Genomic DNA, 26,478 nt, shown 5'->3' with positions numbered 1-26,478 from the left:
CAGCACGGCCCGCGCGACCTAGCGAATAGCAGCATGGAACAGTTCGATGTTATCGTCGTTGGCGGCGGTCACGCTGGAACCGAAGCGGCTGCCGCTGCGGCGCGGCGCGGCGCGTGTACGGCGCTGGTCAGCTTCGATCCGCAGAAGATCGGCGCGATGTCGTGCAACCCTGCGATCGGGGGGCTCGGTAAGGGTCACCTAGTCCGCGAAGTCGACGCGTTTGACGGCCTCATTGCGCGCGCGACCGACCAGGCGGGCATTCACTACCGGATGCTCAATCGTAGCAAAGGCGCGGCGGTCCAAGGGCCGCGCGTACAGTCGGATCGTCGGCGCTATGCTGCGGCAATCCAGGCAATGCTGTCAGCCGAGCCTTCCCTTACGATCGTAACGGGCGAAGTTGCCGCGCTGATACTCGAACGCGCCAACACGGTTTCTGGTGTCGTTCTTGCCGACGGCAGGCACCTGCGAGCGGCAGCGGTCATCCTTGCGACGGGGACATTCCTCGGCGCCCGGATGTTCTGCGGCGAAGAGCGAAGTGTCGGTGGGCGGTTGGGCGAGGCCGCTGCCTCCCTGCTGGCCGCGCAACTGTATGCAGCGAAGCTGCCGATGGCGCGGCTCAAGACCGGGACGCCGCCTCGGCTTGATGGGCGAACGATCGACTGGGCCGCGCTCGCACAACAGCCAAGCGATGACGACCCCTGGACGATGTCGCCCGCATCCGAGGGGCGGGTGCTTCCGCAAGTCCATTGCGCGATCACGCGCACGAGCCCGGAAACGCATTGCGCGATCCGGGCAGGGCTCGATCGCTCGCCGCTGTTCGGCGGTGACATTGCGGGGCAGGGACCGCGTTACTGCCCATCGATCGAGGACAAGATCCACCGCTTCGGGGATCGCGACGGACATCAAATCTTCCTCGAACCCGAGGGCCTCGACGATCATGTGATCTATCCCAACGGGATTTCGACATCGCTCCCGGTTGATATCCAGCAAGCGATGATCGCGTCGATTCCGGGGCTCGAACAGACACGGATCCTCGCGCCCGGTTACGCGGTTGAATATGACCACATCGATCCGCGGGCGCTGGCACCGACGCTCGAGGTGCGCGCGATGCCGGGGTTGTTCTGCTGCGGCCAGATCAACGGTACGACTGGCTATGAGGAAGCCGCCGGGCAGGGGCTGATCGCTGGGATCAACGCCGCGGCTCGGGCGCAGGGCAGCGCAACACTGGTGCTCGACCGGGCGTCGAGCTATCTCGGCGTGATGATCGACGATCTGGTGTTGCAGGGGATCACCGAGCCGTATCGCATGCTTACGGCACGCGCGGAGTTCCGCTTGCGGTTGCGTGCGGACAATGCCGAGACCCGGCTGTCGCCGATCGCCGAACGGCTCGGGTGTCTCAGCACCGCCCGGCGAGACCGACTTGAGAGACGGTCTGAGATGCTCGCGCATGTCGCTGAGGCGCTGGAACAGCCGGTTTCGTCGGCAATACTGCGGGAACGCGGTGCGCCGATCGAGCAAGCGCCGGTCCTGCGAAGCGGTGCGGAATGGCTCCGCGTTGCTGGTGTGACGCTCGATATGGTCGCGCCTGATATCGCGACCACAGTAACGCCCGATGTCCGTAGCGAGGGTGCGGAAGATGCGCGTTACGCCCCTTATGTTGCGCGACAGGATGAGGAGGTCCGCGCGCTTCGCGCGAATGATACGATCCTCATCCCGGACGCGACCGACTTTGCGGGGATCGCCGGATTGTCGACCGAGATGATCGAGCGGCTGAATGCGGCTCGGCCAGCGACGCTGGGCGGGGCAGGGCGGATCCGCGGTATTACGCCCGCCGCGCTGACGGCCATCCTGTTGCACGTTCGCCGGCGCGCGGCATGACCGAAGAGGAAGCAAAAGGCTGGATCGCGGACCGCTATGGCGCGGCTGCGGTCGATCGGCTTTCCATCCTCGTTGCGCATGTTGCCGCTGAGGCGGTGCGTCAGAACCTGATCGCGCCGTCCACGATGGAGACGATCTGGAACCGCCATATCGTCGACTCGGCGCAGTTGCTCGATCATGCGCCACGGACCGGGCTTTGGCTCGACATCGGGAGCGGGGCGGGGTTTCCCGGGATGGTGCTCGCTATGTTGGGCGAGCATACCGTTTGCTTGGTGGAACCACGGCGACGCCGCGCTACGTTCCTGTCCGAGCTTGCGGACGCGGTGGGGGTTCACGCCCGCGTCGTTGTTCGGTGCTCGCGCGTGGAGACGGTAACACTCCAGGCAGATATCATCACCGCCCGTGCGGTCGCGTCGCTCGACAATCTTTTCGCCTGGAGCGCGCATGTTGCGACCCCGGAGACGCGCTGGATCCTGCCCAAGGGCAAGTCCGCGCTGGAAGAGGTGGCCAGTGCGAAGAAGGCATGGCATGGTGTGTTTCACGTGGAACATAGCATCACCGACCCCGCGTCGATGATCATACTCGCATCAGGGGTGACACGGCGATGAACGTCATTGCGATCGCGAATCAAAAAGGCGGGGTGGGGAAGACCACGACGGCCATCAATCTCGGAACCGCGCTCGCGGCAACCGGGCTGCGCGTACTCTTGCTCGACCTCGATCCGCAAGGAAACGCGTCAACGGGCCTTGGAATCAGCCGCGCCGACCGGACGCATTCGACGTACGACATCCTGCTTGGGGAAATTACGATCGAAGCGGCTGCGGTGCCGACGGTCGTTCCACTGCTCGATATCGTTCCCGCAACGGTCGATCTGTCGGGGGCGGAGATCGAACTGGTCGAATATGAGGAGCGCACGCACCGTCTGTCGCGGGCGCTGGCGCGGTCGGATCACCGTTGGGATGTCGTGCTGATCGATTGCCCGCCGTCGCTCGGGTTGCTGACCCTCAATGCGATGGTCGCGTCCAATTCGCTGCTCGTCCCGCTGCAGTGCGAATTCTTCGCGCTCGAGGGGCTCAGCCAACTGCTCAATACGGTCGAGCGGATCCGTGAACGATTCAACCCCGGCCTGTCGATCATGGGGGTTGCGCTGACGATGTACGACCGCCGCAACCGCCTCACCGAACAGGTCGCGAACGACGTCCGCGCGGTGCTTGGTCGGGTGGTGTTCGATACGGTGATCCCGCGCAACGTTCGCCTGTCCGAAGCGCCGAGCCATGGTCTTCCCGCGCTGATCTATGATCATCGGTGCCTTGGGTCCGAGGCCTATATCGCGCTTGCCCGCGAACTGATCGCGCGTTTGCCCGGCGCGCCAAAGCCGATCCTTGAACCCCAGCCAGCCAGGGCCGCATGACCGACACCACCACCCCCGCTACCCGTCCCAAGCCCCGCTCCGGCCTCGGGCGTGGCCTCAACGCCCTGATGGGCGACCTGGCGCGCGAGGAGCCCGTGGGCGGGTCACAGGCGGGGGCGTCGCCGGGAATCCGCTCGTTGCCGGTCGGATCGCTGACCCCTCATCCATGCCAGCCGCGTCGGCATTTCGACGAGGCCGCGCTCGAGGAGCTCACGCAGTCGATCGCGTTGCGGGGGCTGATCCAGCCTATCGTCGTTCGGCCGCATGGGACGGGTTATCAGATCGTCGCAGGCGAGCGCCGCTGGCGCGCGGCGCAGCGCGCACGTTTGCATGAAGTCCCGGTGATCGTCCGCGATTTCGACGACACGCAGACGATGGAAGTCGCGCTGGTCGAGAATATCCAGCGACAGGATCTCAACGCGATCGAAGAGGCAGAGGCCTATCAGCGATTGATCGAGGATTTCGGGCATACGCAGGAAGCGCTCGGCAAGCTCGTCCACAAATCGCGCAGCCACGTTGCGAACCTGTTACGACTGCTCGAACTCCCCAAGCAGGTGCAGGAGCGCGTGCTCCACGGCGCGCTGTCGATGGGGCATGCGCGCGCGCTGATCGGCGCGCCCGATGTCGAGGCGCTGGCGGACAAGATCGTCGATCGCGGGCTTTCGGTGCGCGATACCGAGAAGCTGGTACGCGCGACCAAGCCGATCCAGCGTTCGCAGAGCGACGGGGCAGGGCGCGACCCCGATCTCGCGGCGCTCGAGCATCAATTGGGCGACTTGCTCGGGCTTGGGGTGCGCGTCCAGTACGGGCCGAAGGGCGGCACGCTGACGCTGAGCTATTCGACGCTCGACCAGCTCGACATGGTTTGCAGCGGCTGACGGGCGAGCGCATCTAGGCGCACCCCACCGGTCGGGAGCCGTGAGAGCGTCGTCTAGCTGTTCTGCCGCGCCGCGATCCGCGCGACCGCGACGATTGCCTGGTCTGCCAGGACATTGCCGGCATTGTTCGGCGCCATCGTCGCGCGTTCCGCACGGCGGACACGATCGATCGCCGCGCTGAGCGCGGGGGCAGACCAGATCCGCAAGGCGCGCGTCGTGGCGGCGCGTTCCCGAAAGAAGACGCGTTCGATCAGCGAGTTGGCATTGGCACCGGCGTCGATCTCGGCGCGCATTTCCGAAATCGCCATCAGCCGGCGCACCAATTGGCGCAGCAGCGGGATCGGCGAGCTTCCTGCCACGTCCAGCCGCGCGAGTTCGTCGGCAAGTCGGTCGGGGCCGCCATCGATCGCGGCTTCGATTGCGCGCGACATTTCGGCATCGCCAAGGTCCGCACCGATCGCGTCGAGCGTCGCATCGTCGAGTTCGCGCGGGCGTTCGGGGGCGGCGTCGAGGTATAGCGCGATCTTCTCGAGCTCGCGGGTCATCACTGCGCGGTCCCCGGCGGCCGCGACCGCGATCCGCCCGGCGGTCGATCCGGTCGTGCGCAGCCCCTGTTCGCGCGCGATACTGGTCGCGAGCTTGTCTGCCTCGCCCGCATCGGGGACGTAGAACGCGCAGACCATCGCGCGCGGGTCGGCGGTGGCGAGCTTGACCAGTGCGGACGACGCCTTGGCCCCGGGCGAGATCACCACGACCGGGTTGCCGCCACGTTCGGCTGCCAGCAGCATCGTGCAGGCGGCGACGCTTTCCTCGCCCGCACCCGTGACGCGGATATGACGGGCGGTGCCGAACAGCGATAGCGAAGCCGCCTCGTCCGCGAGCAGCCCAGGGCTCGATTTGAGCTGCGACGGTTCGAGATCGACCCGTTCCGCCTCAGGCCCGAGCGCGCGCGCCAGCCGCGTGGCGACATCGCGCGCGCCCGCTTCGTCGGGGCCGTAGAGCAGGTACAGCCGAACGTCGGGGCTGACCGCATCGATTGCGCGGGTAATCTGATTGAGATTGGCTTTCACAGGCGCGGCTCCCGGGCCGCGTCAGCGCGCCGCACGGTCAGCGTGGTCGACATAGGTCGCGACTCGCGTGACGATCTGGTCCGCGACGATCTGCGACAACCGCTCGAGCGCGCTGTTTTCTGCGGCGATCGTCGCATATTCGGAGCCGACCGAGTCGATCCCCGCGTCGGACCCTGCTGCGGCATCGAGCAGTACCGATCCGTTGCTCAGATCGACGAGCTGGTAGCGCGCGCGCAATGTCCGGCGTTCGCGAGAGATGCTGTCGTCGCGGCGGATGCCGAGCCCGATGATCTTGTCGTCGAGCTTGACCTCGAGCCGATAGCGGACCGCGGTGCCCTGGCCGCTGTGGAACCGGTCGCGCAGCGCATTGCCCATCAGCCAGCCGGCCTTGCCCTCGATCGCTCCGACATCGACCGCGGCCAGCGTGGTCGCGACGGTGCCGGTGCTGCCGCCCGAATAGAGCGGGCGCAGGCCACAGCCCGACAGCGCAAGCGCGGCAACCGCGAGCGGCAGGATGCGCTTCATGCGACGAGGTTCACGAGACGGTCGGGCACGACGATCACCTTTCGTGGCGGATTGCCATCGAGGATGCGGACGATCTTGTCCGAAGCGAGCGCGGCAGCTTCGAGCACGTCACGAGCGGTCCCTTTGGGCATCACCAGCGTGTCGCGCAGCTTGCCGTTGATCTGCACCGCGATGGTGACCTCGTCCTCGACCAGCAGCGCAGGGTTTACCTCGGGCCACGGTGCGTCGGCGATCAGGCCTTCGTTTCCTGCGGCGGCCCAGGCTTCCTCCGCGATATGCGGCGCCATCGGGGCGACGAGGCGCATCAGCGTCGCGATTGCAGTGTCGCGCGATGCGGAGGGGGCGGCGCGTTCGATCGCATTGACCAGCTCGAACAGCTTGGCGACCGCCTTGTTGAACGCGAGCGCCTCGATATCGACCGCGATTCCCGCGATCGTCTGGTGGAGCTTGCGGTCGAGCGGCGCGTCGACGGTGCCGGACTGGCCGCTCTTGTCGCCGTCGAACAACCGCCAGACGCGCTGGATGAAGCGCCACGAGCCTTCGATCCCGCTTTCGCTCCACGGCAAGTCGCGCTCGGGCGGGGAATCGGACAGCATGAACCAGCGCGTCGCGTCGGCGCCGTACTGGTCGACGATGCCGGTGGGGTCGACGGTGTTCTTCTTCGACTTCGACATCTTCTCGATGCGGCCGACCGTGACCGCCTCGCCGGTCGCGCGTTCGACATAGCCGTCGCCACGCTTGTCGATGTCGTCGAGCGACAGCCACAAAGGCTTGGTGATCGTGTCGGTCCCGTCGGTGCCGATCTCGGTCACCTGGCGGCTATAGGTCTCGTGCGTGACCATCCCTTGGGTGAACAGCCCCGCGAACGGCTCCGCCACGTCGAGCATCCCGATATGCCGCAGCGCGCGCGTCCAGAAGCGGGCGTAGAGCAAGTGGAGGATCGCATGTTCCACGCCGCCGATATATTGCGCGACCGGCAGCCACTGCTCGGCGACCGCGCGGTCGAACGGCTTGTCCTTGGGCTGGCTGGCGAAGCGGATGAAATACCAGGAGGAATCGACGAACGTATCAAGCGTGTCGGTCTCGCGCCGTGCGGCACCTCCGCAGGACGGACAGGGGACGTTCTTCCAGGTCGGATGCCGGTCGAGCGGGTTGCCGGGGATGTCGAAGCTGACGTCCTCGGGCAGCACGACGGGGAGCTGGTCCGCGGGGACCGGCACTGCGCCGCATGCGTCGCAGTGGATGATCGGGATCGGCGTACCCCAATAGCGCTGGCGGCTGACGCCCCAGTCGCGCAGGCGGAACACGGTCGATCCGGTGCCCCAGCCGCCATCCTCGGCGCGGGTGATGACGGTGCGCTTGGCGTCCTCGATGTCCATGCCGTCGAGGAAATGCGAATTCACCAGCGTGCCGGGGCCGGTATACGCGGTGTTTCCGGTGAACAGCGGATCGGTGACGTCGCCATCGGAGACGACACGCCGAACCGGCAGATCGTATTTGCGCGCGAAGTCGAGATCGCGCTGGTCGTGCGCGGGCACGCCGAACACCGCGCCGGTGCCATATTCCATCAGCACGAAGTTCGCGATGAAGACGGGCAGTTGCAGGTCGGGATCGAACGGATGTTGCGCGGTCAGCCCGGTATCGAAGCCGAGCTTCTCCTGCGTGTCCATCTCCGCCGCGGTGGTGCCGCCGCGCTTGCACAAGGCAATGAAATCAGCGGCTTCGGGGCTATTCTCGGCGAGCGCCTGCGCGATCGGGTGATCCGCCGCGACCGCGACGAAGCTCGACCCGAACATCGTGTCCGGGCGGGTGGTGAACACCTCGACCGACCCGCCGTCGGACAGCTTGAAGCGGAACTGCAACCCGCGGCTGCGCCCGATCCAGTTTTCCTGCATCAGCTTGACCTTGTCGGGCCAATGCTCGAGCGCGCCCAAGCCTTCGAGCAGCTCGTCCGCAAAATCGGTGATCTTCAAGAACCACTGCGACAGCTTGCGCCGCTCGACCAAAGCGCCCGAACGCCAGCCGCGCCCGTCGATCACCTGTTCATTGGCGAGCACGGTCATGTCGACCGGATCCCAGTTGACCGAGCTTTCCTTGCGATAGACCAAGCCATGGCGGAACAGCTCGAGAAACAGCGCCTGCTCGTGCCCGTAATACTCAGGCTCGCACGTCGCCAGTTCGCGCGTCCAGTCGAGCGCAAAGCCCAGCCGCTTCAGCTGCGCCTTCATCGTCGCGATATTGTCGCGGGTCCAGCCGCCCGGATGGACGCCCTTTTCCATCGCCGCATTCTCGGCGGGCATGCCGAATGCGTCCCAGCCCATCGGGTGGAGGACTTCCATCCCCTGCATCCGGCGGAACCGCGCGAGCACGTCACCCATCGTATAGTTGCGGACGTGCCCCATGTGGATCTTCCCCGACGGATAGGGGAACATCTCGAGCACATAGGAACGGGGCTTGGGGCTGTCGTCGCGCGCGGCGAAGGTGCGGCGGTCGTCCCACACCTTCTGCCAGGCCGCGTCCGCCTTCAGCGCGTTGAAGCGTGACGCCATCGGTCGGATATTCCTACTGGGTTACGGCAGCGCGGCGCAGATCGCGGGCACGCGTGAGGATGATGTCTTCGAGCTTCTGCACGGTCGCGGCCTGGACCGGGGCTGCGACCCACTGGCCGTTCTGGTTGACCTGCCGCAGCGACGCCACGCGCAGGCCGTCCGCGCGCAGATCCTGGTCGAGGATCGTCACGGTCACCTTGACGCGCTCGGTCGGTGCGGCGGGGTTGATATACCAGTCGGTGACGATCACGCCGCCGTTGGAATCGGTCTGGAGCAACGGCATGAAGCTCAGCGTATCGAGGCTCGCGCGCCACAGATAGGCGTTGACGCCGATCGTCGTGACCTTCGATGCCGCGAGGTCCGCACTCTGCGGGCGACCGCCCTTATGGCCGCATGCGCCGAGCGTCAGCGGGGCGATGAGCGCGAGCGAAAGCAGAATCGCGGTGCGGGGGCGGCGGATCATCGGCTGTTCCTGAACAAATCGGAGTGTCGGGGGTTCGGCGATATCTATAGAATGTCCCGCGTTTGCCGCAAGCACGACCGTCGGTAACGAAAGTGCAAGAACGCGGGTGGTAAAGAGTGTGGCCCGGACGACACTGTCCGGGAAAAATGAGTCGGAATGGTGGCGGTACCGGATTGAATCATGGTAGTCGCCTCGCAACATGATAGTGCCACGAAGGTACACGTGAAGGGGTCTGAAGTGTCGTTTGCTCGCTGGATGTCCGGGATTGCCGTGGGGTCGCTCGTCGCCCTCGGCATCGCCGTGGCTCCGGCGCTTGGCGCGAGCGATGCCCCCGCACCGCGGATCATTCCGCGGCACAGTGCGCAGATGGTGCGTGGCCTCGGGTCGTTCACGCCCGCGTCGGCAGATCCGCGGCTCGCGGCGATGTTCGCGCGCGGTGGTCTCGATACCAGCGGCTTCCGTTTCACCCCGTCCGACACGCGCCGTGAAGGCAGCCGTGCGGTGACGGTCGCGGTGCAGGCGCGCAGCGTCCGCGGTGTGATCGCGCGGGCGGATCGTGCGTCGCCGATCCCGGTCGCAACCGTCGCGCTGACGCCGATCGCGTATAACCTCGGGGTTGCCGTGGGCTGGAAGCGGCTTGCGGTCTCGGGCGACGTCGCACAGGTCGATCTCGCCGGAATGCCCGGCAGCCGCCAGTCTGCGGATATCGGCGTGAGCTATACCGGCAAGCGGTTCAGCGGCCGGGTCAATGCGGTCGCCGACCGGCCGTTGCCCAATGGCCCCAAGCTGATCGAGGATGCGCCCGCCTATGCGCTTGACGTCGGCGGGTCTTACTCGCTGACCCGTCGTCTCGATGTGACTGCGGGCGTTCGCTACAAGACCGAACGCGACCGCTTGACGCAGCAGCCGACCGAGGACCGCCGCGACAGCCAGGCGGTATATATCGGGACCGCGTTCCGCTTCTGAGAGTCGCGCAGGCTGCGGTCTGCCGCCTTCCTGACGTGTTGAAGGCTTCTGCAGAACCCTGTTCGTGTTGCTGCGGAGGCAGAAACCCAGGGCCAAGCCACACAACGTCTTATGTCTCGCGCGACTCCGGGGTTCCCGCCTTCGCAGCAACAGCGTGCCCACATCCGTAGCCAGGGCGACGTTCGCCGGGGTTTTGCGCGTGTCGGGGCGACGCGAGCAAACCGTCGATCGCGGCCCAACCTGCAAACCCCAGCGCGCGCACCCGTCTGAACCGCGCGGCATTCATTCCTCCGAGCGCGATCGCCGGCAACCCGACCGCCCGCGCGATCCGCGCCGCGCGCACCGGCCCCAGCGTGGGCGCACCCGGGTGAGTCCGCGTCGGATAGACCGGGGAGACGAACACGACTTCCGCCCCCGCGCGCCGCGCCGCAAGTCCCTCGCGCACCGAATGCGCGCGCCCGATCCGTACCGGCTGGCCTCGCGCGCAAGCTTCGTCGACCAGCACCAGACCCCGCCGCCGCGCGATCACGGCAATCCGGCGCTTGAGCACCGCGCGCTCGGCGGGGGCGGTGGCATGGTGGCGGAACACGACCCCACTCCCGCGCGGCAATCGCGCCAGCGCCTCGCACAAAAGCCCCCCGATCCGCTCATCGGTCATCAGCCAGAGCACCGGAAACGCGCGGCGATGGGACAGGCTGGGGTGACGAACGGCCATTCGACCGCCTATAGCGCGCGGCATGGCCACCGACGACCCCACCACACGGCTTGCCGCCGTTTCCACCAGCATCGCGCATGCCGCCGAGCTTGCCGGCCGCAAGCCCGAGTCCGTCACGCTGATCGCGGTTTCCAAGACCAAGCCGCCCGAGGAGATCCTCCCGCTGCTCGACGCGGGCCAGCGCGTGTTCGGCGAGAATCGCGTGCAGGAGGCGCAGGGCAAATGGCCTGCGCTCCGTGAAGCATTCCCGGACGCGCAGGTGCATCTCGTCGGGCAATTGCAATCGAACAAGGCGGAGGATGCGGTCGCGTTGTTTGACGCGATCCATTCGGTCGACCGGCTGTCGCTGGTCACTGCGCTGGGACGTGCGATCGACAAGCTCGGCAAGCGGCCCGCGTGCTTCCTCCAGGTCAATATCGGGCATGAGGACCAGAAGGGTGGGTGCGCAATTGCCGATCTTCCCGGGCTGATCACCGCCGCGCGCGATGCGGGCCTGCCGCTCGCCGGATTGATGGCGGTGCCCCCGGTCGAGACCGAGGCCGCTCCGTATTTTGCGTTGCTCGCCAAGCTGGCGCGCGACCATGGGCTCGACGGCCTCTCGATGGGGATGTCGGGCGATTATGACACCGCGGTGATGCTGGGCGCGACGCATGTCCGCGTCGGCACCGCCCTTTTCGGAGCGCGCAAATGAAGTTCGATGGCCTGATTTTCGATTTCGACGGAGTGCTGATCGAGAGCGAAGCGGTCGGCAACCGCCAGATCGCGGAATATCTGACCGGAATCGGACATCCGACCACGCCCGAGGACAGCTACGCCAATTTCATGGGGCTGTCGGGGCAGCATTTCATCGGCGCGCTCGAGCAATGGATCGACCGGCCGCTCCCTGAGGATTTCCACACGATGCGCGCGGCCGAGGATGCGCGCGCGCTCCGTGAGGGTGTCGGCGCGGTCGAGGGTGCGGTGCGGTTCATCCAGGGGTTGCCGTTCGATCTTCCCAAGGCGATCGCCTCGTCGAGCTCGACCGAATGGATCAAACGGCATCTCGCGCATATCGGGCTCGAGGACGCGTTCGGCGACCATATCTATTCGGGCAAGGAGCATGTCACCAACGGCAAGCCCGCACCCGACCTGTATCTGCATGCGGCCAAGGCGATCAGCGTCGATATCACGCGTTGCGCGATCCTCGAGGATTCTCCGGTGGGCGCTACGGGGGCGGTGGCGTCTGGCGGGCATGTCATCGGATTTGTCGGCGGTTCGCACTGCGGGCCGGACCATGCGGACCGGCTGCGCGCGATCGGGGTGCATGATATCGCAAAGAATTTTGGCGAGGTCCTGCTGTTGCTGGAGTGATGCAACCGCATTCCGCGGGGGGCACGCCCTAGAACTGGTGCCCGGTCCGATCGCGCTTTGTCGCGAGATAGCGTTCGTTATGCGGGTTCGCCGGCAGGATGTGCGGCACGCGTTCCGACACCGCGATTCCCGCCGCCTCGAGTTGCGCGACCTTCTGCGGGTTGTTGGTCAGCAACCGCACCTGCGTTTGCCCCAGCAGGTCGAGCATCCGCGCCGCCACCGCGAAATTGCGCGAATCGACCGCGAAGCCGAGCCGCGTGTTCGCATCCACCGTATCGAACCCCTGGTCCTGCAGCGCATAGGCGCGCAGCTTGTTGATCAGCCCGATCCCGCGGCCTTCCTGGCGCAGGTACAGCAGGATTCCCCAGCCGCTCTCGCGGATCGCGCGGATCGCGCCGTCGAGCTGCGGGCCGCAATCGCACTTCAGGCTGCCGAGTACGTCGCCCGTCAGGCATTCGCTGTGAAGCCGGACCAGCGGCGCCCGCCCATCGGGAATGCCGATCAGCAGCGCGACATGTTCGCCGGGCATTTCGGGGGTGCGGAACGCAACGATCTCGGCATCCTCGGCGTCTGCGACGGGGAGATGCGCGCGTGTCGCGATCGCGAGTCGCGCGGCATCCTCATGCGCGACGATATCCGTGGGGGTGAGCACCAGCGCCGCCTGCTCGCCGGGGATCGCGAAGAAGGCGGGGAGCATCCCGCCGATCCGCGCGAGCGTCAGCGCGGCGGTGGCGGCGTCGTGCGCGGGGAGCGCGATCGCGCGGAACGGGCCCTTGAACGGGGTGTCGAGATCGAATTGCGGATCCGAAAGCGCGGTCGCCATCGCGAAATCAAGCCACGGCGCGCGTTCGACCAGCACGGGGGACTCCGGCTCCGCCGCCTCGCGCTGGTTGGCGAGCTTGAGCGTCGCCGCGCGCCCCGCCGACAGCAGCACGGGCGCGTGCCCCGCAGGATCGAACGCCGCGAGCCGCACCGGGTCCGCGGTTTCGATCGGCAGCAGCGCGAGCGTGCCGTCGCGGCCCGCAATCGCGATCGGCCAGCCGCGGCGCAGCGCGTCGATCGCGAGCGCGGTCTTGTGCGCGTCCCCGGTCGTGTGGGTCACAGGGAAAATTCGGTCATGATCGGCACATGGTCGGAGGGTTTCAGCCAGCTGCGGCATTCCTCATACACATGGTGCCGAACCGCCGTGGCCGCAACGTCCGCGGTCGCCCACATATGGTCGAGCCGCCGCCCGCGATCGTTGACCGTCCAGTCCGCCGAGCGGTAGCTCCACCAGGTGTGCAGCCGCGCGGGGGCGGGGTGGAAGTGCCGCCCGAGATCGACCCAGCTGTTCGACGCCTTGAGCCGGTCGAGCGTGTCGACCTCGATCGGGGTGTGGCTGACGACGCCGAGCAACTGCTTGTGCCCCCACACGTCCGAGGGGAGCGGTGCGATGTTGAAATCGCCCACCAGCAGCGTGGGTCCGTCGAGCGTGGTCGACCAGTCGATCATCCGGTCGAGAAAATCGAGCTTCTGCCCGAACTTGGGGTTCACCTCGCGGTCGGGTACGTCGCCGCCGGCGGGAACGTAGACGTTCTCGATCCGCATGCCGTTTTCGAGCCGGACGCCGACATGCCGCGCTTCCTTGTTCGCCTGCCAGTCGAACCGGTCGTCCTCCGCGAGCGGAACGCGCGACAGGATCGCGACGCCGTGGTGCATCCGCTGGCCGTGGAGCACGATATGCTTGTATCCGAGCGCACGGAACGCGGCGAGCGGGAAGTCGCCGTCGATCACCTTGGTTTCCTGCAGGCACAGGATATCGGGGTCGGCCTCGCGCAGGAAACGCTCGACGATCTCGATGCGGAACCGCACCGAATTGATATTCCACGAAACGATCTTCAGGGTCGTCATCCGGAGTGTGTAGCCGCGCCGATCCGGCAACGCCAGTCGGCGGTAGGCGCATACAGAAAGGCCCCCGCTCCGGGGGCATGGAGCGAGGGCCGACCTAGCGTTCGTCACGCAGGCGGGAAGTGATGCGTCCGGGCAACAGGGGGAAAAATCCCGGTCCGCCCCACATCCGCAGGACCGCGTTTAGCGTTGCCAACCTGTCGCCAATATGAATGGGCTCACTTTTTTCCCGTGTTTCGCGTCGGATCATTGAAGCGGAAGGCATTGTCCGCGATCGCGCCGTTGAACTTCTGGTTGGACAGCTTGACCGTCGTCCGGTTGTTCTGCGAATCGAGCGTGACCCAACCCTGCAGCATCAGCCCGTTGGGCGCGGCGGCATTGCGTTTGAAAACCAGGTTGATCCGGCCATATTCGGGATGCTTGGGGTCGGCGGCATCGACCGAGACAAGCTCGGGATTGCCGGTCGGGACGACGGTCGCGATCGCGCTCATGTCGCGCGACGGATCGAGCAGGATTCCCAGCGGCGACCCGCCGATTGGCCAGCGTTGCTTTTGGCCGACCGAATAATCGAGAAACCAAAGCGACTTGCCATCGGCGACGATCAGGATCGGCACGCCCTTTTCATATTGAAAGCGGATCTTGCCGGGCTGCTTGAGCGTCAGCGTGCCGGTCAGCACCTTGCCCGCGCGATCGGCCTGCGCGAAGTCGGCGGTCATCGATTTGACCGCCTGGAGGTGCTTCTGCACCAGCGTCAGGTCGGCGGACGGCGCTGCCATCGCGAGTCCGGGGGCGGCGAGGAACGGAACGAGAAGGGCGTAGCGAAACGACACGAAGGATTCTCCTGACGCGGGGAGCAGGGCTCCCCGGTTTTAACGGCTGTGCTTCCCCGGCGAAGGCCGGGGCCCAGTAGAGCTGGCCAAGGTAACGCGCGCAGCACCCGCTTCTATCCGCTCGCTCCTGGGCCCCGGCCTTCGCCGGGGAAGCGCACGCTTGCTGAACGATCAACATTTAAAGCCAGCGCGCGCTTGAACGCGCCGTGAACCGCCGGCGACCCCTCAAACCGGATGCCCATCCCGGTCCCGCAACACCTCGCGCCGTCCGACATGATCGGGCCGGCTCACCACGCCATCCTTCTCCATCCGCTCGATCAGCCGTGCGGCATTGTTATACCCGACGCGCAACTGCCGCTGGACCCACGAGGTCGACGCCTTCTGGCTCTCGCACACGAGCTGCACCGCGGCGCGATATTGCTGGTCTTCCTTGCTGTCCTCGCCGGTCGGCGCGCCGTCGAGCGCGAAGCTCTCCTCTGGCTCCTCGGTGACCGACTGGATGTAATCGGGCTGCCCCTGCGCGCGCCAGTGATCGGCGACCGCGCGGACTTCGTCGTCCGACACGAACGGGCCGTGCACGCGGACGATCCCCTTGCCGCCGGGCATGTAGAGCATGTCGCCCTTGCCGAGCAGCTGCTCCGCGCCCTGTTCGCCGAGGATGGTGCGCGAATCGATCTTCGAGGTGACGTGGAAGCTGATTCGCGTCGGCAGGTTCGCCTTGATCACGCCGGTGATGACGTCGACCGACGGGCGCTGCGTCGCCATGATGAGGTGAATGCCCGCCGCGCGCGCCTTTTGCGCAAGCCGCTGGATCAGGAATTCGACTTCCTTGCCCGCGGTCATCATCAGGTCGGCAAGCTCGTCGACGATCACGACGATCTGCGGCAGCACCTGATAATCGAGTGTTTCTTCCTCGTAGATCGGCTGGCCCGTCTCGGAATAGCCGCACTGGACCTTGCGCCCGAGCGGCTGGCCCTTGGCCTTGGCGGTCTTCACCTTCTCGTTGAAGCTGGCGAGGCTGCGCACGCCCATGGACGACATCTGGCGATAGCGATCCTCCATCTGCTCGACCGCCCATTTGAGCGCGCGAACCGCCTTGGCGGGATCGGTCACGACCGGCGAGAGCAGATGCGGTATGTCGTCATACATGCTCAGTTCGAGCATCTTGGGATCGATCATGATCATTTTGCACTGGTCGGGCTTCAATCGGTACAGCAGCGACAGGATCATGCAGTTGAGCCCGACCGACTTGCCCGAGCCGGTGGTGCCCGCGACGAGCAGATGCGGCATCGGCGCGAGATCCGCGATGACGGGATCGCCCGCGATGTTCTTGCCGAGCACCAGCGGGAGCGACGCGGACTGATCCTCGAAGGTCTGCGACCCGATCAGTTCGTGCAGGCCCACCATCTCGCGGCGGACGTTGGGGAGTTCGATCCCGATCACGGTGCGCCCGGGGATCGTCGCGACGCGCGCCGACACCGCGGACATGTTGCGCGCGATATCGTCGGCGAGCTGGATCACGCGGCTCGCCTTGATTCCGCTCGCGGGTTCGAGCTCGTACATCGTGACGACCGGGCCGGGGCGGACGTTAATGATCGATCCCTTGACGTGGAAATCGTCGAGCACCGTCTCGAGCAGCCGCGCATTGCGTTCGAGTGCTGCCTTGTCGATCTGCCCGCCCGGCGCTGGCGGGGTCGGGATCAGCAGGTCGAGCGGCGGAAGCTGCGTGTTGTCGCCAAGATCGAGCGAGGTCTGTTGCGTCCGCGGGCGCGGGGGGGATTGCGCGATCTGGCGGTCCGAGATCACCGGGCCGGGGCGCGGATCGGGCGCTGCGACCGCGCGCGGCATCGAGACCTTGCGCGCGGGCTTGGCGTCGTCTTCGGCGTCCTCCATGCCGTCATCGTCGTCGAACCCGGCGATTGCCGCGCGTTCGCGCCGTGCGTCGCTCAACCGCCTGGCGATTTGCGGGATCCGCAGCGTGCGCTCGGCCATGTCGATCGTGAAGCTGTACGCCCACAGCACCAGCGCGGCGATCCCGAACGCCGTCGCGATCCCGCGTGTCGTCCACAGGATCGCGACCGGATCGCCGATCAGCCCGATCGCGAGCCGCAGCAGATTGGACAAGGCAAGCCCGAATACGCCGCCATACCCCGCCGGCAACCACGCGACCGCCGCGCCCGACACCAGCCCGAACGTCGTTCCGGCGAGCAGAGTCCCGCCCGTCGACGCGAGCAGCATCCGGCGCCAGCGCCCGACCGGCACGTCGCGCCACAACCGCAGCGCGATCAGCAGTAGCGTCGGTAGCAGCAGCACCACCGCCGGGCCGAAGACCCAGAACGCCGCATCCGCGACGAGCGCGCCGGGACGCCCGAGCCAATTGTGCGCCGGACCCGCCGAGGCGGTGTTGAGCGACGGATCGCTCGCGTGATAGCTTGCGATGACGATCACCATCAGCACGACGAGCGTAAGCAGCGTGAACGCGCCGAGCAGCGCGCCGCTGCGCACGGCGCCTGCCTTGACCGTCTCACGCCAGAGCGGTGGCTGCGCTTGGCTCGCCATGATGCAATGTCTTCCCGATGTTCGCTGTCTGTGCCCTTGGATTCATCGCTCGCCCACGCGGTCGCGTCAAGTTTTCCGCGATTGGCAGCGTCGCGCGAGAGGCTTACAGACTAGGCATGGATACAGCAGACGTCATCATTCTCGGCGGTGGACTCGTCGGCAGCGCGCTCGCGGTGGCGCTCGATGCGCACAACATGTCGGCGATCGTCATCGACATTGCGGACCCCGAGGTCATCCTCGCAGCAGGGTTCGACGGGCGCGCCTCGGCGATTGCGGGGGCACCGTGGCGGATGCTCGGCGCGATCGGCGTGGCCGAGAAAGTCGCGCCAATCGCCTGCCCGATCAAGGGGATCCGGGTGAGCGACGGGCTCGAACCCGGCGCGCTCGATTTCGAACCCGATTCGAGCGAGGAGGCACTTGGCCATATGGTCGAGAACCGGCGGCTACGCGCTGCGCTGTTCGAGACGGCATCGGGCGCGAAGAACGTCGACGTGCGGATGAAGACGCGCGCGGTATCGGTCGATCGCGCAGCCTCCGGCGTCACCGTGACGCTCGATTCGGGCGCGGTGATTCGCGCGCCGCTGCTGATCGCGGCGGAAGGGCGCAATTCGCCGACGCGCGAGGCGGCGGGGCTCAACGTCGCGCGCTGGACCTATGACAATGCGGCGATCGTGACGTCGCTGCACCACGAGCATAGCCACGAGAACATCGCGTTCGAGATTTTCTATCCCGACGGCCCGTTCGCGATCCTGCCGCTCAACGACGACGCGCAGGGGCATCGCTCATGCATCGTCTGGTCGGTCACGCGCGACCAGGCGCCGGGGATGATGAAGCTGTCCGACCGTGGCTGGCTCGCCGAGGCGGACAAGCGAATCGGCGGGTTCCTCGGCAAGCTCGGGCCGTTGGGCGCGCGGTCGAGCTATCCGCTCGGTTTTCATCATGCCGCGAAGATCGTGTCGAACCGGCTCGCGCTGGTCGGCGATGCGGCGCACGGGATTCACCCGATCGCGGGGCAGGGGGTCAACGTCGGCTTCCGCGACGTGGCGACGCTGGTCGAGGTGCTGGTCGAGGGCAAGCGCAGCGGGCTCGATTTGGGCGATCCCGCGCTGCTCGCGCGCTACGACCGGTGGCGGAGCCTCGACACGCTGATGGTCTCGGTCGCGACCGACGGGCTGACGCGGCTGTTCGGCGTGAAGGGCAAGACCGCCAATGCGGTGCGGCGATTCGGCCTGTCCGCGGTGCAGAAGATGCCGCCGCTCAAGCGCCGCTTCATCGCCGAGGCGCGCGGCGAGAGCGGGGATGTGCCGAAGCTGCTGCAGGGGATGATGGTTTAAGGGGGGCGGTCGCATCAGGAGCAGGGATGTCATCGCGCGGCTCAAGCAGGATGGCTGGGCGCCGGTCCGTCAGGAAGGCAGCCACATCCAGTTTCGGCATCCGACCAAGCCGGGGACCGTCACCGTACCGCATCCCAAATCCGACCTCGCGATCGGCACGCTGAAGAGCATCGAAAAGCAAAGCGGGGTGAAGTTGCGGTAGGTCGGTCGTGCGGCGATCAACGCAAGGTGGCTTTCCGCGCCGCCAGCTCATGGCGCGCTGCCTCAGCCAGAAAGCCGGATCGATTGGTCGCAACGCGGTCGATCGCCGCCACCAGGCCCTCGTCCAGCGTAATATTCAGCCGCACCGATCGACCCGGACGGTCCGATCGGACCAATATCCGCGCGACTTCCTCGACTTCCGGGTCCCGCTCGAGCGTATCCAGCGGCGTCGGGTCGGCGACCGGATCGCCATGGTCCGCAGATACCAGCAGATGCCCGGACAGCGCCTCTTCTGCCGCAAGCGCCGCCTGCTGGATCGTGGCACCGGCTGACGTGCATCCCGGCAGGTCGGGGAAGAAGACGCTGAAGCCCTCCTGAGCGCGTTCCACGATGGCGGGGTAAACAACGATAGCCATCGAAACAGCTCCTCTCACTATCGATGTGTATCTATACACACCGCGAGCTGCAGGCAAGCGACCGTGGTTCGCTTATTGCAGCGTCACCGAATCCTCGCCGTCGTGCCGCCCGAAGAATTGCATCAGCTGGATGATCAGCTCGGCGCGTTCCTCGATCCGTTCCGCTTCGAGCAGCGCTTGCTTGGCCGCCACGTCGAACGGCGCGATCTGCGCGATGCCGTTGACCAAAGCCTCGTCGTCGAGCCGCGTCACTGCATCCCAGTCGACCGCATATCCTTGCGAATCAGCAAATGCCCGCGATTCGCTCTCCAGCGCCGCGCGCCGCGACAGCGACAGTACCTCGGGCGATTCGGGGGAGGCGATCAGTTCCGCCTCGACCTGGCGGAACGCGGTCGGGACATCGAGCTCGCGCACGATGCGGAACAGCGACAGCCCCTCGAGGATCAGATTGTAGCGCCCGTCCTCGCTCGCCTCGAATTCGGCGATCTTGCCGATGCAGCCGATGTCGAACAGCAGCGGCTTGTCGGGCCGGGCGGGCACGTTGGGACGCGGCTGGACCATCCCGATCCGGCGATCGCGCGCCATCGCGTCCGAGATCATCGCGCGGTAGCGCGGCTCGAAGATGTGGAGCGGCAGATGCATCCCCGGGAACAGCAATGCGCCCGGCAGCGGGAAGATCGAGAGGCGGGAGATCGTCATCCGAACAGGATCGCGGAAAGCTTGCGACGCTGCGCCGACACCCACGGGTCCTCAAGCCCGACCACCTCGAACAGCTTGAGCAACTGCGTGCGGGCGGCGCCTTCGTTCCAGGCGCGATCCTCGGCGATCATCGCGAGCAACGTGGTCGCGGCCGCATCGCGGTCGTTCGCTGCCATCTGGCCGTTAGCGAGCGCGAACCGCTTGTCGAAATCGCCGGGGTTGGCGGCAACCTCGGCGGCGAGCCCGGCGAGATCATCGACCGGAGTCGCATCCTGCGCCAGCGCCAGCGCGGCACGGGCGCGTTCGATCTCGGGATGCTTGGCGGTGTCCTCGGGCATCGCGGCAAGGTGCTCCTGCGCCGCGTCGAGCTCGCCTGCGGCTACCAGCGCGCGGACGAAGCCCGCGTTGACCGCGGGATGATCGGGCGCGATCTCGGCGATCTGGCGGAAGATGGCGGCGGCGCGGTCCGCATCGCCCTCGGCGAGCGCTTCCTCGCCCATCGCGATCAACGGCTCGATCTCGGCCTCGCCCTGCGCGGCTTCGGTCTCGATCGGCAATTGCTTGAGCAACTGGTCGAGCATCGTCTTCAACGCCGATTCGGTCCGCGCGGGGGTCAGGTCGGCGACGAGCTGCCCCTGGTACATCGCATAGACGGTCGGAATCGACTTGATCTGGAATTGCGCCGCGATGAACTGGTTCTTGTCGGTATCGACCTTGGCGAGCACCACGCCCTTGTCGGCATAGGCGGCCGCGACCTTTTCCAGCACCGGGGTCAGCGCCTTGCACGGGCCGCACCATTCCGCCCAGAAGTCGATGATCACCAATTTGGTCATCGATGGTTCGACCACGTCGCGGCGGAATGCCTCCACCGCGTCACGTTCGACTGCGCTCATTCCCAGGGTCGCCAAGAGATGCTCCAATTCGTTCGGGTCGTAGCGCCTTATGTGGGGGCGAGGGCCGACAAGCCAACCCTTTTCGCGATTGTGCGAAAAGACGCTTGCCGACCTGCCAACCCGGTGTTAGAGGCCCCCCCCTACCCGCCGGGCTCCACAGTCCGGCACACAGCGCCAGAGCGGGCGTAGCTCAGGGGTAGAGCACAACCTTGCCAAGGTTGGGGTCGAGGGTTCGAATCCCTTCGCCCGCTCCAGCGACTTCCTACATCGATATCATTCCCCTCGGGGATCCGCCGTACGGACGGCCGCCGATTCGCGCGTCACGTCCAGTACAGCACGCGTGCCAGCGGCAAGCGCCGCGCGATCTCGCGGGTGAACCACGCGCGCAGCCGTTTCATCGTCGCGGCGTCATACACCTGTTTTTCGGTGCCGAACTTGGTGCGCTTGGTGACGCGGTCGGCGTCGGTCATGTCGAGCGCGGAGCCGGGGTACCAGCTGTCGAGCACTGCCTTCGAGCCGCTGGTGAAACGGTGCGTGATCAGCTCGACGGTCAAGTCCGGAACTTCGGCAAGCAACGCCGCGGCGTCCGCGAGCAGCGTATCGTACGCCGCTTCCCATCCGTCCGCCGCGATGATCGGCGCGATCGTCAGCCCGACCGGATAGCCCGCGTCCGCCATCCGCCGCAGCGCATGAAGCCGCGCCGCGACCGGCGCGGTGCCGCCTTCGAAGCGAGCGTAGCGCGCGGGATTGATCGACGCGCGCATCCGGGTCCGGCCCTGGTGATCGAGTCCGAGCAGCGGCGCGACGTCCGCGAACTTGGTGGTGAAGCGAAGCTGGGTCGCGGCATCCGACGCGCCGAACCATGCGATCATGCGCGACAGCGACCCCGTCAGCGGCTCGATGCCCAGCGGATCGGTGTAGCAGCTCGCCTCGAACGTGGTTCCCTCATGCGCACGGGCGGCGGAGCGCGAGGTGATCGTCCCCTGATCCATGTAGCGGGGCAGGACGCCGAGGATCTCGTCGAGATTGGCATAGACCCGCGTGATTGGCGGGCCCTTGAGCGAGCCCGCGAGATAACAATAGCTGCAATGCGCGGGGCATCCCGCCGCCAGATCGACCCGCCAGTCCGCGCTCGGCGCGATCGGTTCGAGCCTGAGCTTCGACGGCGGCGCGACGACGACCGCGAGCGTCGCCTTCGCTTCCGCATAGGCGGCGCGCGGATCGTCGGGCTGGTCCCACACCACCCGATCGTTGGGCAAGTCGACCACGGCGACGCCCTGCGCGGCGGCACGCGCGGCGATGTCGCGACCGTGCGCCCAGTCGCGCGCCGAGCGGGTGATGAGCAGGCGGCGCGGACGCCAGGTTCGGGGGGCGGGATCAATGAACGAAGTCACGAGCGCCAAACGCGCGGTCCGTCGCCTGCGTTCATTTTGCCGGGAGCGATCATTTGGCAAAGGCGTTTAAGCGGGGAGGGCGCGCACGAAGCGCGCCGAGAGAGGATTCATCGCCATGGCAACCACGCTCACCGCAACCTTCGCCACCCGTCGCGAAGCCGAGATGACGGTCGAACGGCTCGTCCAGGAACAGGGCATCGAGCGGACCGACATCTTCATTGCTGCCGCGGGCGACGAGAACACGGCAGGCGAGGAAACCGCCGGGTCGGACGCCGAAGCTGGCGAGCCCAGCCCCGAATCGCGCGACGATGCCGCGCTGAATGGCCGGGTGATCGTTTCGGTCGATGTCGCGGACGAGGCGCGCGCCGGTGAAATCCGCAGCGCGTTCGCCGAGTTCGACGCCGCCGACGTCGCGACCGACTGACCGGACCATGTGGCCCAAACCCGATCCCGTGCTGCCCGGGCAGGAAAGCGTCTGGGCGTTCCCGCGCCCCGCAATCGCTCAAGCGACCACCGCGCATGTCGTGATCGAGCATCTCGGGATCGTGGTCGCGGACAGTCGCGCGACGGTGCGGACGCTCGAGACGAGCCATCCGCCGAGCTACTACATCCCGCGCGCGGATATTCGCGACGGCGTGCTGCGGCGTGCGCCCGGCGCGTCGTTCTGCGAGTGGAAGGGGAATGCGGCCTATTGGGACGTGGTGGTGGAGGATGACGTGCTGCCGCGGGTCGGGTGGAGCTACGCCAACCCGACCCCCGGTTTCGCGATGCTGCGCGACCATGTCGCCTTCTACGCTGCGCCGTTCGACCGGTGCAGCGTGGACGGCGAGACGGTGACGCCGCAACCCGGCGACTTCTACGGCGGCTGGATCACCAGCGCCTTCGCCGGGCCGTTCAAGGGCATTCCCGGCAGCCGGTTGTGGTAGGCCGCGCCAACCGGGTCGGCTAGCATCGCCGGCATGACACACGGCGATATCCGAATCGGCATTGGCGGCTGGACCTACGAGCCCTGGCGGGGGACGTTCTTCCCCGAGAAATGGGCGCAGAAGCGCGAGCTCGACTATGCCGCGTCCAAGCTGACCGCGATCGAGGTCAACGGCACCTATTATTCGTCGCAGAAGCCCGCGACCTTCGCGTCCTGGGCAAAGGCGGTGCCCGACGGGTTCGTCTTCACCCTCAAGGCGTCGCGCTATTGCACCAACCGCAAGGTACTCGCCGAGGCGGGCGAATCAATCGCCAGATTCACCGGGCAGGGGATCACCGAGCTTGGCGACCGGCTCGGGCCGATCCTGTGGCAGTTCATGGCGACCAAGAAGTTCGATCCCGACGATTTCGGCGCGTTCCTCAAGCTGCTGCCCGCCAGCCAGGATGGTATCGCGCTGCGCCACGCGGTGCAGGTGCGGCACGACAGTTTCCTCGTACCCGAATTCGTCGCACTGGCGCGCGCGGCGGGAGTCGCGATCGTCTATGCCGATTCGACCGACTATCTCGCGATTGCGGACGTGAGCGGGGACTTCGTCTATGCGCGGCTCGAGGCGGCGGTCGAGGAGGAGCCAGCGGGTTACGCCCCGGCAGCGCTCGATCGCTGGGCCGCGGCGGCGCGGGACTGGGCGGCGGGCGGATCGCCCGAGGGATTGCCCTATGTCGCGGACGCGGCACCCACGCAGCCACGCGATACGTTCGTCTTCTTCATCAACGGCGCCAAGGTGCGTGCACCGCATGGGGCGATGGCGTTGATCGAGCGCTGTTCGGGGTAAGGGGCGGTAGGGGGCGGTTGACTCGCGACGTTCGCTAGACTGCGGGGGACGTCCCCGCTTCCGCGGCATCGGGTTGCGCCGGAGCTGGCGCCACTGGCGCTGCCGGTGGCGCCTGCACGCTCGCCTTCGGCTCGACGCCCGGGGCATTGATCGCGGCGCTTTCGATCGTGTCGAGCGCATGGCGCGCACCGATGTAGCGGCGCGCCGCTTCGGTCCAGCGGGTCGCCTGGCTCGCCCCTGGCATGCGGGACACCTCGGCGAGCGCCGCCTCTACCTGTCCCGCTTCGAGCAGCCGCCGGGCGCGTGCGATCCGGTCGATCGGGAGCGGCGAGGGCGTGCCCGCGCGACGCAGCACGACCAGGTTGCGGATTTCGCGCCCAAGGCTCTGGAGCCAGCCGCTGCTGCCGACGCCGGTCATCAATTCGGGGGTGACCCCGTCGAGCCCGGCGCGCAGGTCCTCGAGCGTCACCGGGTTGCGCGCCGCCTGGGTGATCGACGCCACCGCTGCCGCCTGGGACGTGCCGAAGCGCTTGCGCAATTGCTGTTCGAGGAAACCGAGGTTGAGCCCGCGATCGAGCGCGCGTCGTGCGGCGAACGCGACCATCAGCCCCTCGCTGCGGGTCGCATAAGCCGCAGACTGCTGCGCATCCTGGTCGATTCCCGTCTCGCGCGCTTCCAGTTCGGCAAGCTTTGCGGCGAGCTGCTCCTCGCGACCGGTCAAGGCGGCGAGATCGATCGCGGGGACCGGCGCACCCGGCTTGCCCGGCAGGATGACGACCGGGGGTTGGCCGTTCGAGACGGGCAGCGTCATCGTCGCGACCTGCTTGCCGTCACCGTCCTTGCCGAAGCGCGTTACGAAGAAAGCGGTCGCGCCGACCCCGATCAGGAATGCGATCAGCCCGAGCGCGACCCCCATGCGCCATCCCATGCCGCGCCGGCCCGCTGGGACCGACGGCGTGTACGGGGGTGGTGTGAAGGGGGGCACTGTCGGAGCGGTGGCGGTCTCGACACGCGAGCGTGCAGCGAAATCGGTCTCGGGGACGGTTGGCGCGGTTTCGTCCATAGGCTTGCCTTATCATCGTCCTGACGCAAACGGTCAACGCTTCGTCGGCGCAAGCGGTGCGAGGGCTGCGAACAGTGCCGCGTCATCGGGGGTCGCAGCGGTGACGATCGCACGCCAGCCGACGCCTGCCGCCGCCGCGATCGCCGGGCTGAACGCGGCCAGCGCGATCGTCGCACGAGTCTCGGCGGCGTCGACCAGCGCCGCGATCCGTTTCGCCGCGCGCGCCGAGTGGAGCAGCGCGACGCCGTGGTCGAGCACCGCCAGCGCGAACGGTTCGACCGGCACGGCGGCGCTGCGATAGACCGGGATCAACGTCGCGATCACGCCGCCCGCCTCGAGCGTTCGATCATGCCCGGTCAGGTGCAGCGCGCGCGCGATGCCGTGATGTGCCGCGAGCGCAAGGATGTCGGCGGCATTGCCGCTCCCCGTCGCCATGACGTCAAACCCGTAGTCGCGCGCGGCCGCCGCGGTATGCGCGCCGACCGCGATCACTGGCAGGCTTCGCAATGCCGCGAGCCCATCGCCGCCGAAGCGCAGGCTGTTTGCGCTGGTCAGGATCAGCGCGTCGTGCCGGGCGGGGTCGGGTACGGTCCAGTCGAGCGGCTCGACCGCGAACAGGGGGAGCGCCATCGCTTCGAACCCGGCTGCTTCTGCGCGCGCGCAGGTCGCGGCGTTGCCGGGTTCGGGCCGGAGCACGACCAGCCGCAGCGTCATCCCGCAAACAGCGCGCGGACCGGCGGCGGCGCGCGGTCGAGCAGGTCCTGCGCCAGTCGCGTGGCGAGCGTCGGATCATCGAGCGTGCCGGTCAGGCTGCCCGCGACATGCGCGCTGCCATCCTCGGCGAACAGTTCGCCGCGCAGCGTTACCGTCTCGCCGTCGAGCGTCGCAAGCGCTGCGACCGGCGAGTGGCAATCCGCCTGCAACACCGCGAGCAACGCGCGCTCGATCAGCACGCAGCGATGCGTCGGCGGGTGGTCGATCGCGGACAGCCATCCACGGACCCGATCGTCGGCGCTGCGCGCCTCGATTCCGACAGCGCCCTGCGCGGGGGCGGGGAGCATCACCTCGGTCGGAATGCAGGTGCCGACCTCGACTCGCCCGAGCCGTTCGAGCCCGGCGGCGGCGAGCAGCGTCGCATCGACCTCGCCCGCGGTCACCTTGGCGAGCCGCGTATCGACGTTGCCGCGCAGCAGGATCGTGACGAGATCGGGGCGCAACCGCTTGACCTGCGCGACCCGGCGCGGCGAACTCGTGCCGACGATAGCGCCCTCGCGCAACGCGACGACGCTGTCCGCGCCGATGATCCGGTCGCGCACGTCGGCGCGCGGCAGCATCGCCGCGATGCTGATCGCCTCGGGCCGGACGGTCTCGACATCCTTCATCGAATGGACCGCGAAATCGATCTCGCCCGCCAGCAGCGCGCGGTCGAGTTCCTTGGTCCACAGCGCCTTGCCGCCGATCTCGGCGAGCGCGACGTCCTGTCGCCGGTCGCCGGTGGTGCGGATCGGGACGATCTCGACCCTGTCGCGGTCCCAGCCGTGCGCGGCGCACAACGCCTCGCGCACCATATTGGCCTGGACGAGCGCGAGCGGCGAGCCGCGGGTTCCCAGCTTGAGCGCCAACTTGAGCGATTGTGTCAC

The 26,478-nt window shown here is 67.2% G+C and carries 27 protein-coding genes, 1 tRNA gene and 1 pseudogene; 13 read left to right on the top strand and 16 right to left on the bottom strand.

From position 1 onward, the window contains the following. The first annotated feature begins 33 nt into the window (after window positions 1-33). The 4 genes and pseudogenes from mnmG to RI03_RS00640 all read left to right on the top strand — a co-directional run bounded on the left by mnmG (window position 34) and on the right by RI03_RS00640 (window position 4,184). A complete protein-coding gene (gene mnmG / locus RI03_RS00655; RefSeq protein WP_010214499.1) occupies window positions 34-1,878 on the top strand; it encodes a tRNA uridine-5-carboxymethylaminomethyl(34) synthesis enzyme MnmG in 1,845 nt (614 codons plus the stop codon). Next, window positions 1,875-2,486 carry a 16S rRNA (guanine(527)-N(7))-methyltransferase RsmG gene (gene rsmG, locus RI03_RS00650; protein WP_010214497.1) on the top strand — a complete coding sequence of 204 codons (612 nt, stop codon included), beginning with the start codon at window positions 1,875-1,877 and terminating at the stop codon, window positions 2,484-2,486. Before mnmG ends, rsmG begins: the two co-directional genes overlap by 4 nt. Further along, entirely contained in the window at window positions 2,483-3,289 is an 807-nt protein-coding gene (locus RI03_RS00645) for a ParA family protein (RefSeq protein WP_010161558.1), read from the top strand. Before rsmG ends, RI03_RS00645 begins: the two co-directional genes overlap by 4 nt. Beyond that, window positions 3,286-4,184: pseudogene (locus RI03_RS00640) on the top strand (ParB/RepB/Spo0J family partition protein). The gene RI03_RS00645 and the pseudogene RI03_RS00640 overlap by 4 nt, the downstream one beginning before the upstream one ends. Before the next feature lie 36 nt (window positions 4,185-4,220). Here RI03_RS00640 and RI03_RS00635 read toward each other — a convergent pair. The 4 genes from RI03_RS00635 to RI03_RS00620 are packed head-to-tail and all read right to left on the bottom strand — an operon-like array spanning window position 4,221 to window position 8,774. Continuing rightward, window positions 4,221-5,237, bottom strand: a complete 1,017-nt coding sequence (locus tag RI03_RS00635; RefSeq protein ID WP_010214494.1) for a DNA polymerase III subunit delta — start codon at window positions 5,235-5,237, stop codon at window positions 4,221-4,223. Between the two features lie 21 nt (window positions 5,238-5,258). Next, a complete protein-coding gene (gene lptE / locus RI03_RS00630) occupies window positions 5,259-5,762 on the bottom strand; it encodes an LPS assembly lipoprotein LptE (protein ID WP_010214493.1) in 504 nt (167 codons plus the stop codon). Beyond that, window positions 5,759-8,311: a leucine--tRNA ligase gene (leuS, locus tag RI03_RS00625; protein ID WP_010214492.1), complete on the bottom strand. Its 2,553-nt coding sequence runs from the start codon at window positions 8,309-8,311 to the stop codon at window positions 5,759-5,761. Before leuS ends, lptE begins: the two co-directional genes overlap by 4 nt. Before the next feature lie 13 nt (window positions 8,312-8,324). Beyond that, window positions 8,325-8,774, bottom strand: coding sequence for a DUF3576 domain-containing protein (locus tag RI03_RS00620; protein WP_010161564.1), 450 nt, complete (start codon window positions 8,772-8,774; stop codon window positions 8,325-8,327). 237 nt (window positions 8,775-9,011) lie between these two features. Here RI03_RS00620 and RI03_RS00615 point away from each other — a divergent pair, with 237 nt between their 5' ends. Continuing rightward, window positions 9,012-9,740 (top strand): hypothetical protein, encoded by a 729-nt coding sequence (locus tag RI03_RS00615; RefSeq protein ID WP_443208542.1) that lies wholly within the window; start codon window positions 9,012-9,014, stop codon window positions 9,738-9,740. 109 nt (window positions 9,741-9,849) lie between these two features. Here RI03_RS00615 and RI03_RS00610 read toward each other — a convergent pair whose 3' ends face one another. Further along, window positions 9,850-10,455 carry a thiamine phosphate synthase gene (locus tag RI03_RS00610; protein WP_051007217.1) on the bottom strand — a complete coding sequence of 202 codons (606 nt, stop codon included), beginning with the start codon at window positions 10,453-10,455 and terminating at the stop codon, window positions 9,850-9,852. A gap of 22 nt (window positions 10,456-10,477) precedes the next feature. Between RI03_RS00610 and RI03_RS00605 the strand changes: the two genes are divergently transcribed. Both RI03_RS00605 and RI03_RS00600 read left to right on the top strand, forming a co-directional pair. Then, on the top strand, window positions 10,478-11,146 hold the full coding sequence (locus RI03_RS00605; RefSeq protein WP_010214490.1) for a YggS family pyridoxal phosphate-dependent enzyme: 669 nt from the start codon (window positions 10,478-10,480) through the stop codon (window positions 11,144-11,146). After that, window positions 11,143-11,805, top strand: a complete 663-nt coding sequence (locus tag RI03_RS00600) for an HAD family hydrolase (protein WP_010214489.1) — start codon at window positions 11,143-11,145, stop codon at window positions 11,803-11,805. The genes RI03_RS00605 and RI03_RS00600 overlap by 4 nt, the downstream gene beginning before the upstream one ends. A 28-nt stretch (window positions 11,806-11,833) precedes the next feature. Here the strand turns inward: RI03_RS00600 and ribA are convergent, their stop codons facing one another. From ribA to RI03_RS00580, 4 genes are all read right to left on the bottom strand, one after another. Beyond that, on the bottom strand, window positions 11,834-12,907 hold the full coding sequence (gene ribA / locus RI03_RS00595; protein ID WP_010214488.1) for a GTP cyclohydrolase II: 1,074 nt from the start codon (window positions 12,905-12,907) through the stop codon (window positions 11,834-11,836). Then, window positions 12,904-13,695, bottom strand: coding sequence for an exodeoxyribonuclease III (locus RI03_RS00590; protein ID WP_010161570.1), 792 nt, complete (start codon window positions 13,693-13,695; stop codon window positions 12,904-12,906). Before RI03_RS00590 ends, ribA begins: the two co-directional genes overlap by 4 nt. A gap of 215 nt (window positions 13,696-13,910) precedes the next feature. Next, complete coding sequence (locus RI03_RS00585) at window positions 13,911-14,468, bottom strand: LolA family protein (RefSeq protein WP_238542186.1); 558 nt, start codon at window positions 14,466-14,468, stop codon at window positions 13,911-13,913. A gap of 279 nt (window positions 14,469-14,747) precedes the next feature. Next, window positions 14,748-17,081, bottom strand: coding sequence for an FtsK/SpoIIIE family DNA translocase (locus tag RI03_RS00580; protein WP_010214486.1), 2,334 nt, complete (start codon window positions 17,079-17,081; stop codon window positions 14,748-14,750). A gap of 116 nt (window positions 17,082-17,197) precedes the next feature. Here RI03_RS00580 and RI03_RS00575 point away from each other — a divergent pair, with 116 nt between their 5' ends. Both RI03_RS00575 and RI03_RS22495 read left to right on the top strand, forming a co-directional pair. After that, on the top strand, window positions 17,198-18,415 hold the full coding sequence (locus RI03_RS00575; RefSeq protein ID WP_010214484.1) for a UbiH/UbiF/VisC/COQ6 family ubiquinone biosynthesis hydroxylase: 1,218 nt from the start codon (window positions 17,198-17,200) through the stop codon (window positions 18,413-18,415). Window positions 18,416-18,428: 13 nt separating this feature from the next. Continuing rightward, the gene (locus RI03_RS22495) at window positions 18,429-18,617 is read left to right on the top strand and encodes a type II toxin-antitoxin system HicA family toxin (RefSeq protein ID WP_081504181.1); all 189 of its coding nucleotides are present in this window, start codon (window positions 18,429-18,431) and stop codon (window positions 18,615-18,617) included. Between the two features lie 16 nt (window positions 18,618-18,633). Here RI03_RS22495 and RI03_RS00570 read toward each other — a convergent pair whose 3' ends face one another. The 3 genes from RI03_RS00570 to RI03_RS00560 all read right to left on the bottom strand — a co-directional run bounded on the left by RI03_RS00570 (window position 18,634) and on the right by RI03_RS00560 (window position 20,624). Then, window positions 18,634-19,032, bottom strand: coding sequence for a type II toxin-antitoxin system HicB family antitoxin (locus tag RI03_RS00570; RefSeq protein ID WP_010214483.1), 399 nt, complete (start codon window positions 19,030-19,032; stop codon window positions 18,634-18,636). A gap of 72 nt (window positions 19,033-19,104) precedes the next feature. Next, window positions 19,105-19,731, bottom strand: coding sequence for an LON peptidase substrate-binding domain-containing protein (locus tag RI03_RS00565; protein ID WP_010161575.1), 627 nt, complete (start codon window positions 19,729-19,731; stop codon window positions 19,105-19,107). Beyond that, window positions 19,728-20,624, bottom strand: coding sequence for a tetratricopeptide repeat protein (locus RI03_RS00560; RefSeq protein WP_010214480.1), 897 nt, complete (start codon window positions 20,622-20,624; stop codon window positions 19,728-19,730). Before RI03_RS00560 ends, RI03_RS00565 begins: the two co-directional genes overlap by 4 nt. Before the next feature lie 179 nt (window positions 20,625-20,803). Between RI03_RS00560 and RI03_RS00555 the strand changes: the two genes are divergently transcribed. After that, window positions 20,804-20,878, top strand: a tRNA-Gly gene (locus tag RI03_RS00555). 66 nt (window positions 20,879-20,944) lie between these two features. Here RI03_RS00555 and RI03_RS00550 read toward each other — a convergent pair. Then, window positions 20,945-22,018, bottom strand: a complete 1,074-nt coding sequence (locus RI03_RS00550; RefSeq protein ID WP_026046336.1) for an SPL family radical SAM protein — start codon at window positions 22,016-22,018, stop codon at window positions 20,945-20,947. 115 nt (window positions 22,019-22,133) lie between these two features. Between RI03_RS00550 and RI03_RS00545 the strand changes: the two genes are divergently transcribed. Genes RI03_RS00545 through RI03_RS00535 form a run of 3 tightly spaced genes read left to right on the top strand, consistent with a single transcriptional unit; the run spans window position 22,134 to window position 23,775 of the window. Next, window positions 22,134-22,442 (top strand): hypothetical protein, encoded by a 309-nt coding sequence (locus tag RI03_RS00545; RefSeq protein WP_010214476.1) that lies wholly within the window; start codon window positions 22,134-22,136, stop codon window positions 22,440-22,442. 7 nt (window positions 22,443-22,449) lie between these two features. Then, entirely contained in the window at window positions 22,450-22,944 is a 495-nt protein-coding gene (locus RI03_RS00540) for a DUF427 domain-containing protein (protein WP_010214475.1), read from the top strand. A 33-nt stretch (window positions 22,945-22,977) separates the two neighbouring features. After that, on the top strand, window positions 22,978-23,775 hold the full coding sequence (locus tag RI03_RS00535) for a DUF72 domain-containing protein (RefSeq protein WP_010214472.1): 798 nt from the start codon (window positions 22,978-22,980) through the stop codon (window positions 23,773-23,775). A 34-nt stretch (window positions 23,776-23,809) separates the two neighbouring features. On the opposite strand, the gene RI03_RS00530 is transcribed toward RI03_RS00535, so the two are convergent. The 3 genes from RI03_RS00530 to hemC are packed head-to-tail and all read right to left on the bottom strand — an operon-like array spanning window position 23,810 to window position 26,478. Then, the gene (locus RI03_RS00530) at window positions 23,810-24,838 is read right to left on the bottom strand and encodes a hypothetical protein (RefSeq protein ID WP_238542180.1); all 1,029 of its coding nucleotides are present in this window, start codon (window positions 24,836-24,838) and stop codon (window positions 23,810-23,812) included. A gap of 33 nt (window positions 24,839-24,871) precedes the next feature. Next, window positions 24,872-25,552, bottom strand: coding sequence for a uroporphyrinogen-III synthase (locus RI03_RS00525; protein WP_010214470.1), 681 nt, complete (start codon window positions 25,550-25,552; stop codon window positions 24,872-24,874). Continuing rightward, window positions 25,549-26,478, bottom strand: a complete 930-nt coding sequence (gene hemC / locus RI03_RS00520) for a hydroxymethylbilane synthase (protein ID WP_026046335.1) — start codon at window positions 26,476-26,478, stop codon at window positions 25,549-25,551. Before hemC ends, RI03_RS00525 begins: the two co-directional genes overlap by 4 nt.

Source organism: Sphingomonas sp. PAMC 26621 (genome assembly GCF_000251145.1).
In the GTDB taxonomy this organism is placed as follows: Bacteria; Pseudomonadota; Alphaproteobacteria; order Sphingomonadales; family Sphingomonadaceae; genus Sphingomonas.
The sequence above is the reverse complement of the archived record's forward strand: the minus strand, read 5'-3'. Positions and strand labels throughout refer to the sequence as shown.

Excerpts from the sequence above, each read along its gene's own strand:
- mnmG (WP_010214499.1), top strand. The coding sequence starts at position 34 with ATGGAACAGTTCGATGTTATCGTCGTTGGCGGCGGTCACGCTGGAACC.
- rsmG (WP_010214497.1), top strand. The coding sequence starts at position 1,875 with ATGACCGAAGAGGAAGCAAAAGGCTGGATCGCGGACCGCTATGGCGCG.
- RI03_RS00645 (WP_010161558.1), top strand. The coding sequence starts at position 2,483 with ATGAACGTCATTGCGATCGCGAATCAAAAAGGCGGGGTGGGGAAGACC.
- lptE (WP_010214493.1), bottom strand. The coding sequence starts at position 5,762 with ATGAAGCGCATCCTGCCGCTCGCGGTTGCCGCGCTTGCGCTGTCGGGC.
- leuS (WP_010214492.1), bottom strand. The coding sequence starts at position 8,311 with ATGGCGTCACGCTTCAACGCGCTGAAGGCGGACGCGGCCTGGCAGAAG.
- RI03_RS00620 (WP_010161564.1), bottom strand. The coding sequence starts at position 8,774 with ATGATCCGCCGCCCCCGCACCGCGATTCTGCTTTCGCTCGCGCTCATC.
- RI03_RS00610 (WP_051007217.1), bottom strand. The coding sequence starts at position 10,455 with ATGGCCGTTCGTCACCCCAGCCTGTCCCATCGCCGCGCGTTTCCGGTG.
- RI03_RS00605 (WP_010214490.1), top strand. The coding sequence starts at position 10,478 with ATGGCCACCGACGACCCCACCACACGGCTTGCCGCCGTTTCCACCAGC.
- RI03_RS00600 (WP_010214489.1), top strand. The coding sequence starts at position 11,143 with ATGAAGTTCGATGGCCTGATTTTCGATTTCGACGGAGTGCTGATCGAG.
- RI03_RS00590 (WP_010161570.1), bottom strand. The coding sequence starts at position 13,695 with ATGACGACCCTGAAGATCGTTTCGTGGAATATCAATTCGGTGCGGTTC.
- RI03_RS00585 (WP_238542186.1), bottom strand. The coding sequence starts at position 14,468 with ATGGCAGCGCCGTCCGCCGACCTGACGCTGGTGCAGAAGCACCTCCAG.
- RI03_RS00580 (WP_010214486.1), bottom strand. The coding sequence starts at position 17,081 with ATGGCGAGCCAAGCGCAGCCACCGCTCTGGCGTGAGACGGTCAAGGCA.
- RI03_RS00575 (WP_010214484.1), top strand. The coding sequence starts at position 17,198 with ATGGATACAGCAGACGTCATCATTCTCGGCGGTGGACTCGTCGGCAGC.
- RI03_RS00570 (WP_010214483.1), bottom strand. The coding sequence starts at position 19,032 with ATGGCTATCGTTGTTTACCCCGCCATCGTGGAACGCGCTCAGGAGGGC.
- RI03_RS00565 (WP_010161575.1), bottom strand. The coding sequence starts at position 19,731 with ATGACGATCTCCCGCCTCTCGATCTTCCCGCTGCCGGGCGCATTGCTG.
- RI03_RS00560 (WP_010214480.1), bottom strand. The coding sequence starts at position 20,624 with ATGAGCGCAGTCGAACGTGACGCGGTGGAGGCATTCCGCCGCGACGTG.
- RI03_RS00545 (WP_010214476.1), top strand. The coding sequence starts at position 22,134 with ATGGCAACCACGCTCACCGCAACCTTCGCCACCCGTCGCGAAGCCGAG.
- RI03_RS00540 (WP_010214475.1), top strand. The coding sequence starts at position 22,450 with ATGTGGCCCAAACCCGATCCCGTGCTGCCCGGGCAGGAAAGCGTCTGG.
- RI03_RS00535 (WP_010214472.1), top strand. The coding sequence starts at position 22,978 with ATGACACACGGCGATATCCGAATCGGCATTGGCGGCTGGACCTACGAG.
- RI03_RS00530 (WP_238542180.1), bottom strand. The coding sequence starts at position 24,838 with ATGGACGAAACCGCGCCAACCGTCCCCGAGACCGATTTCGCTGCACGC.
- RI03_RS00525 (WP_010214470.1), bottom strand. The coding sequence starts at position 25,552 with ATGACGCTGCGGCTGGTCGTGCTCCGGCCCGAACCCGGCAACGCCGCG.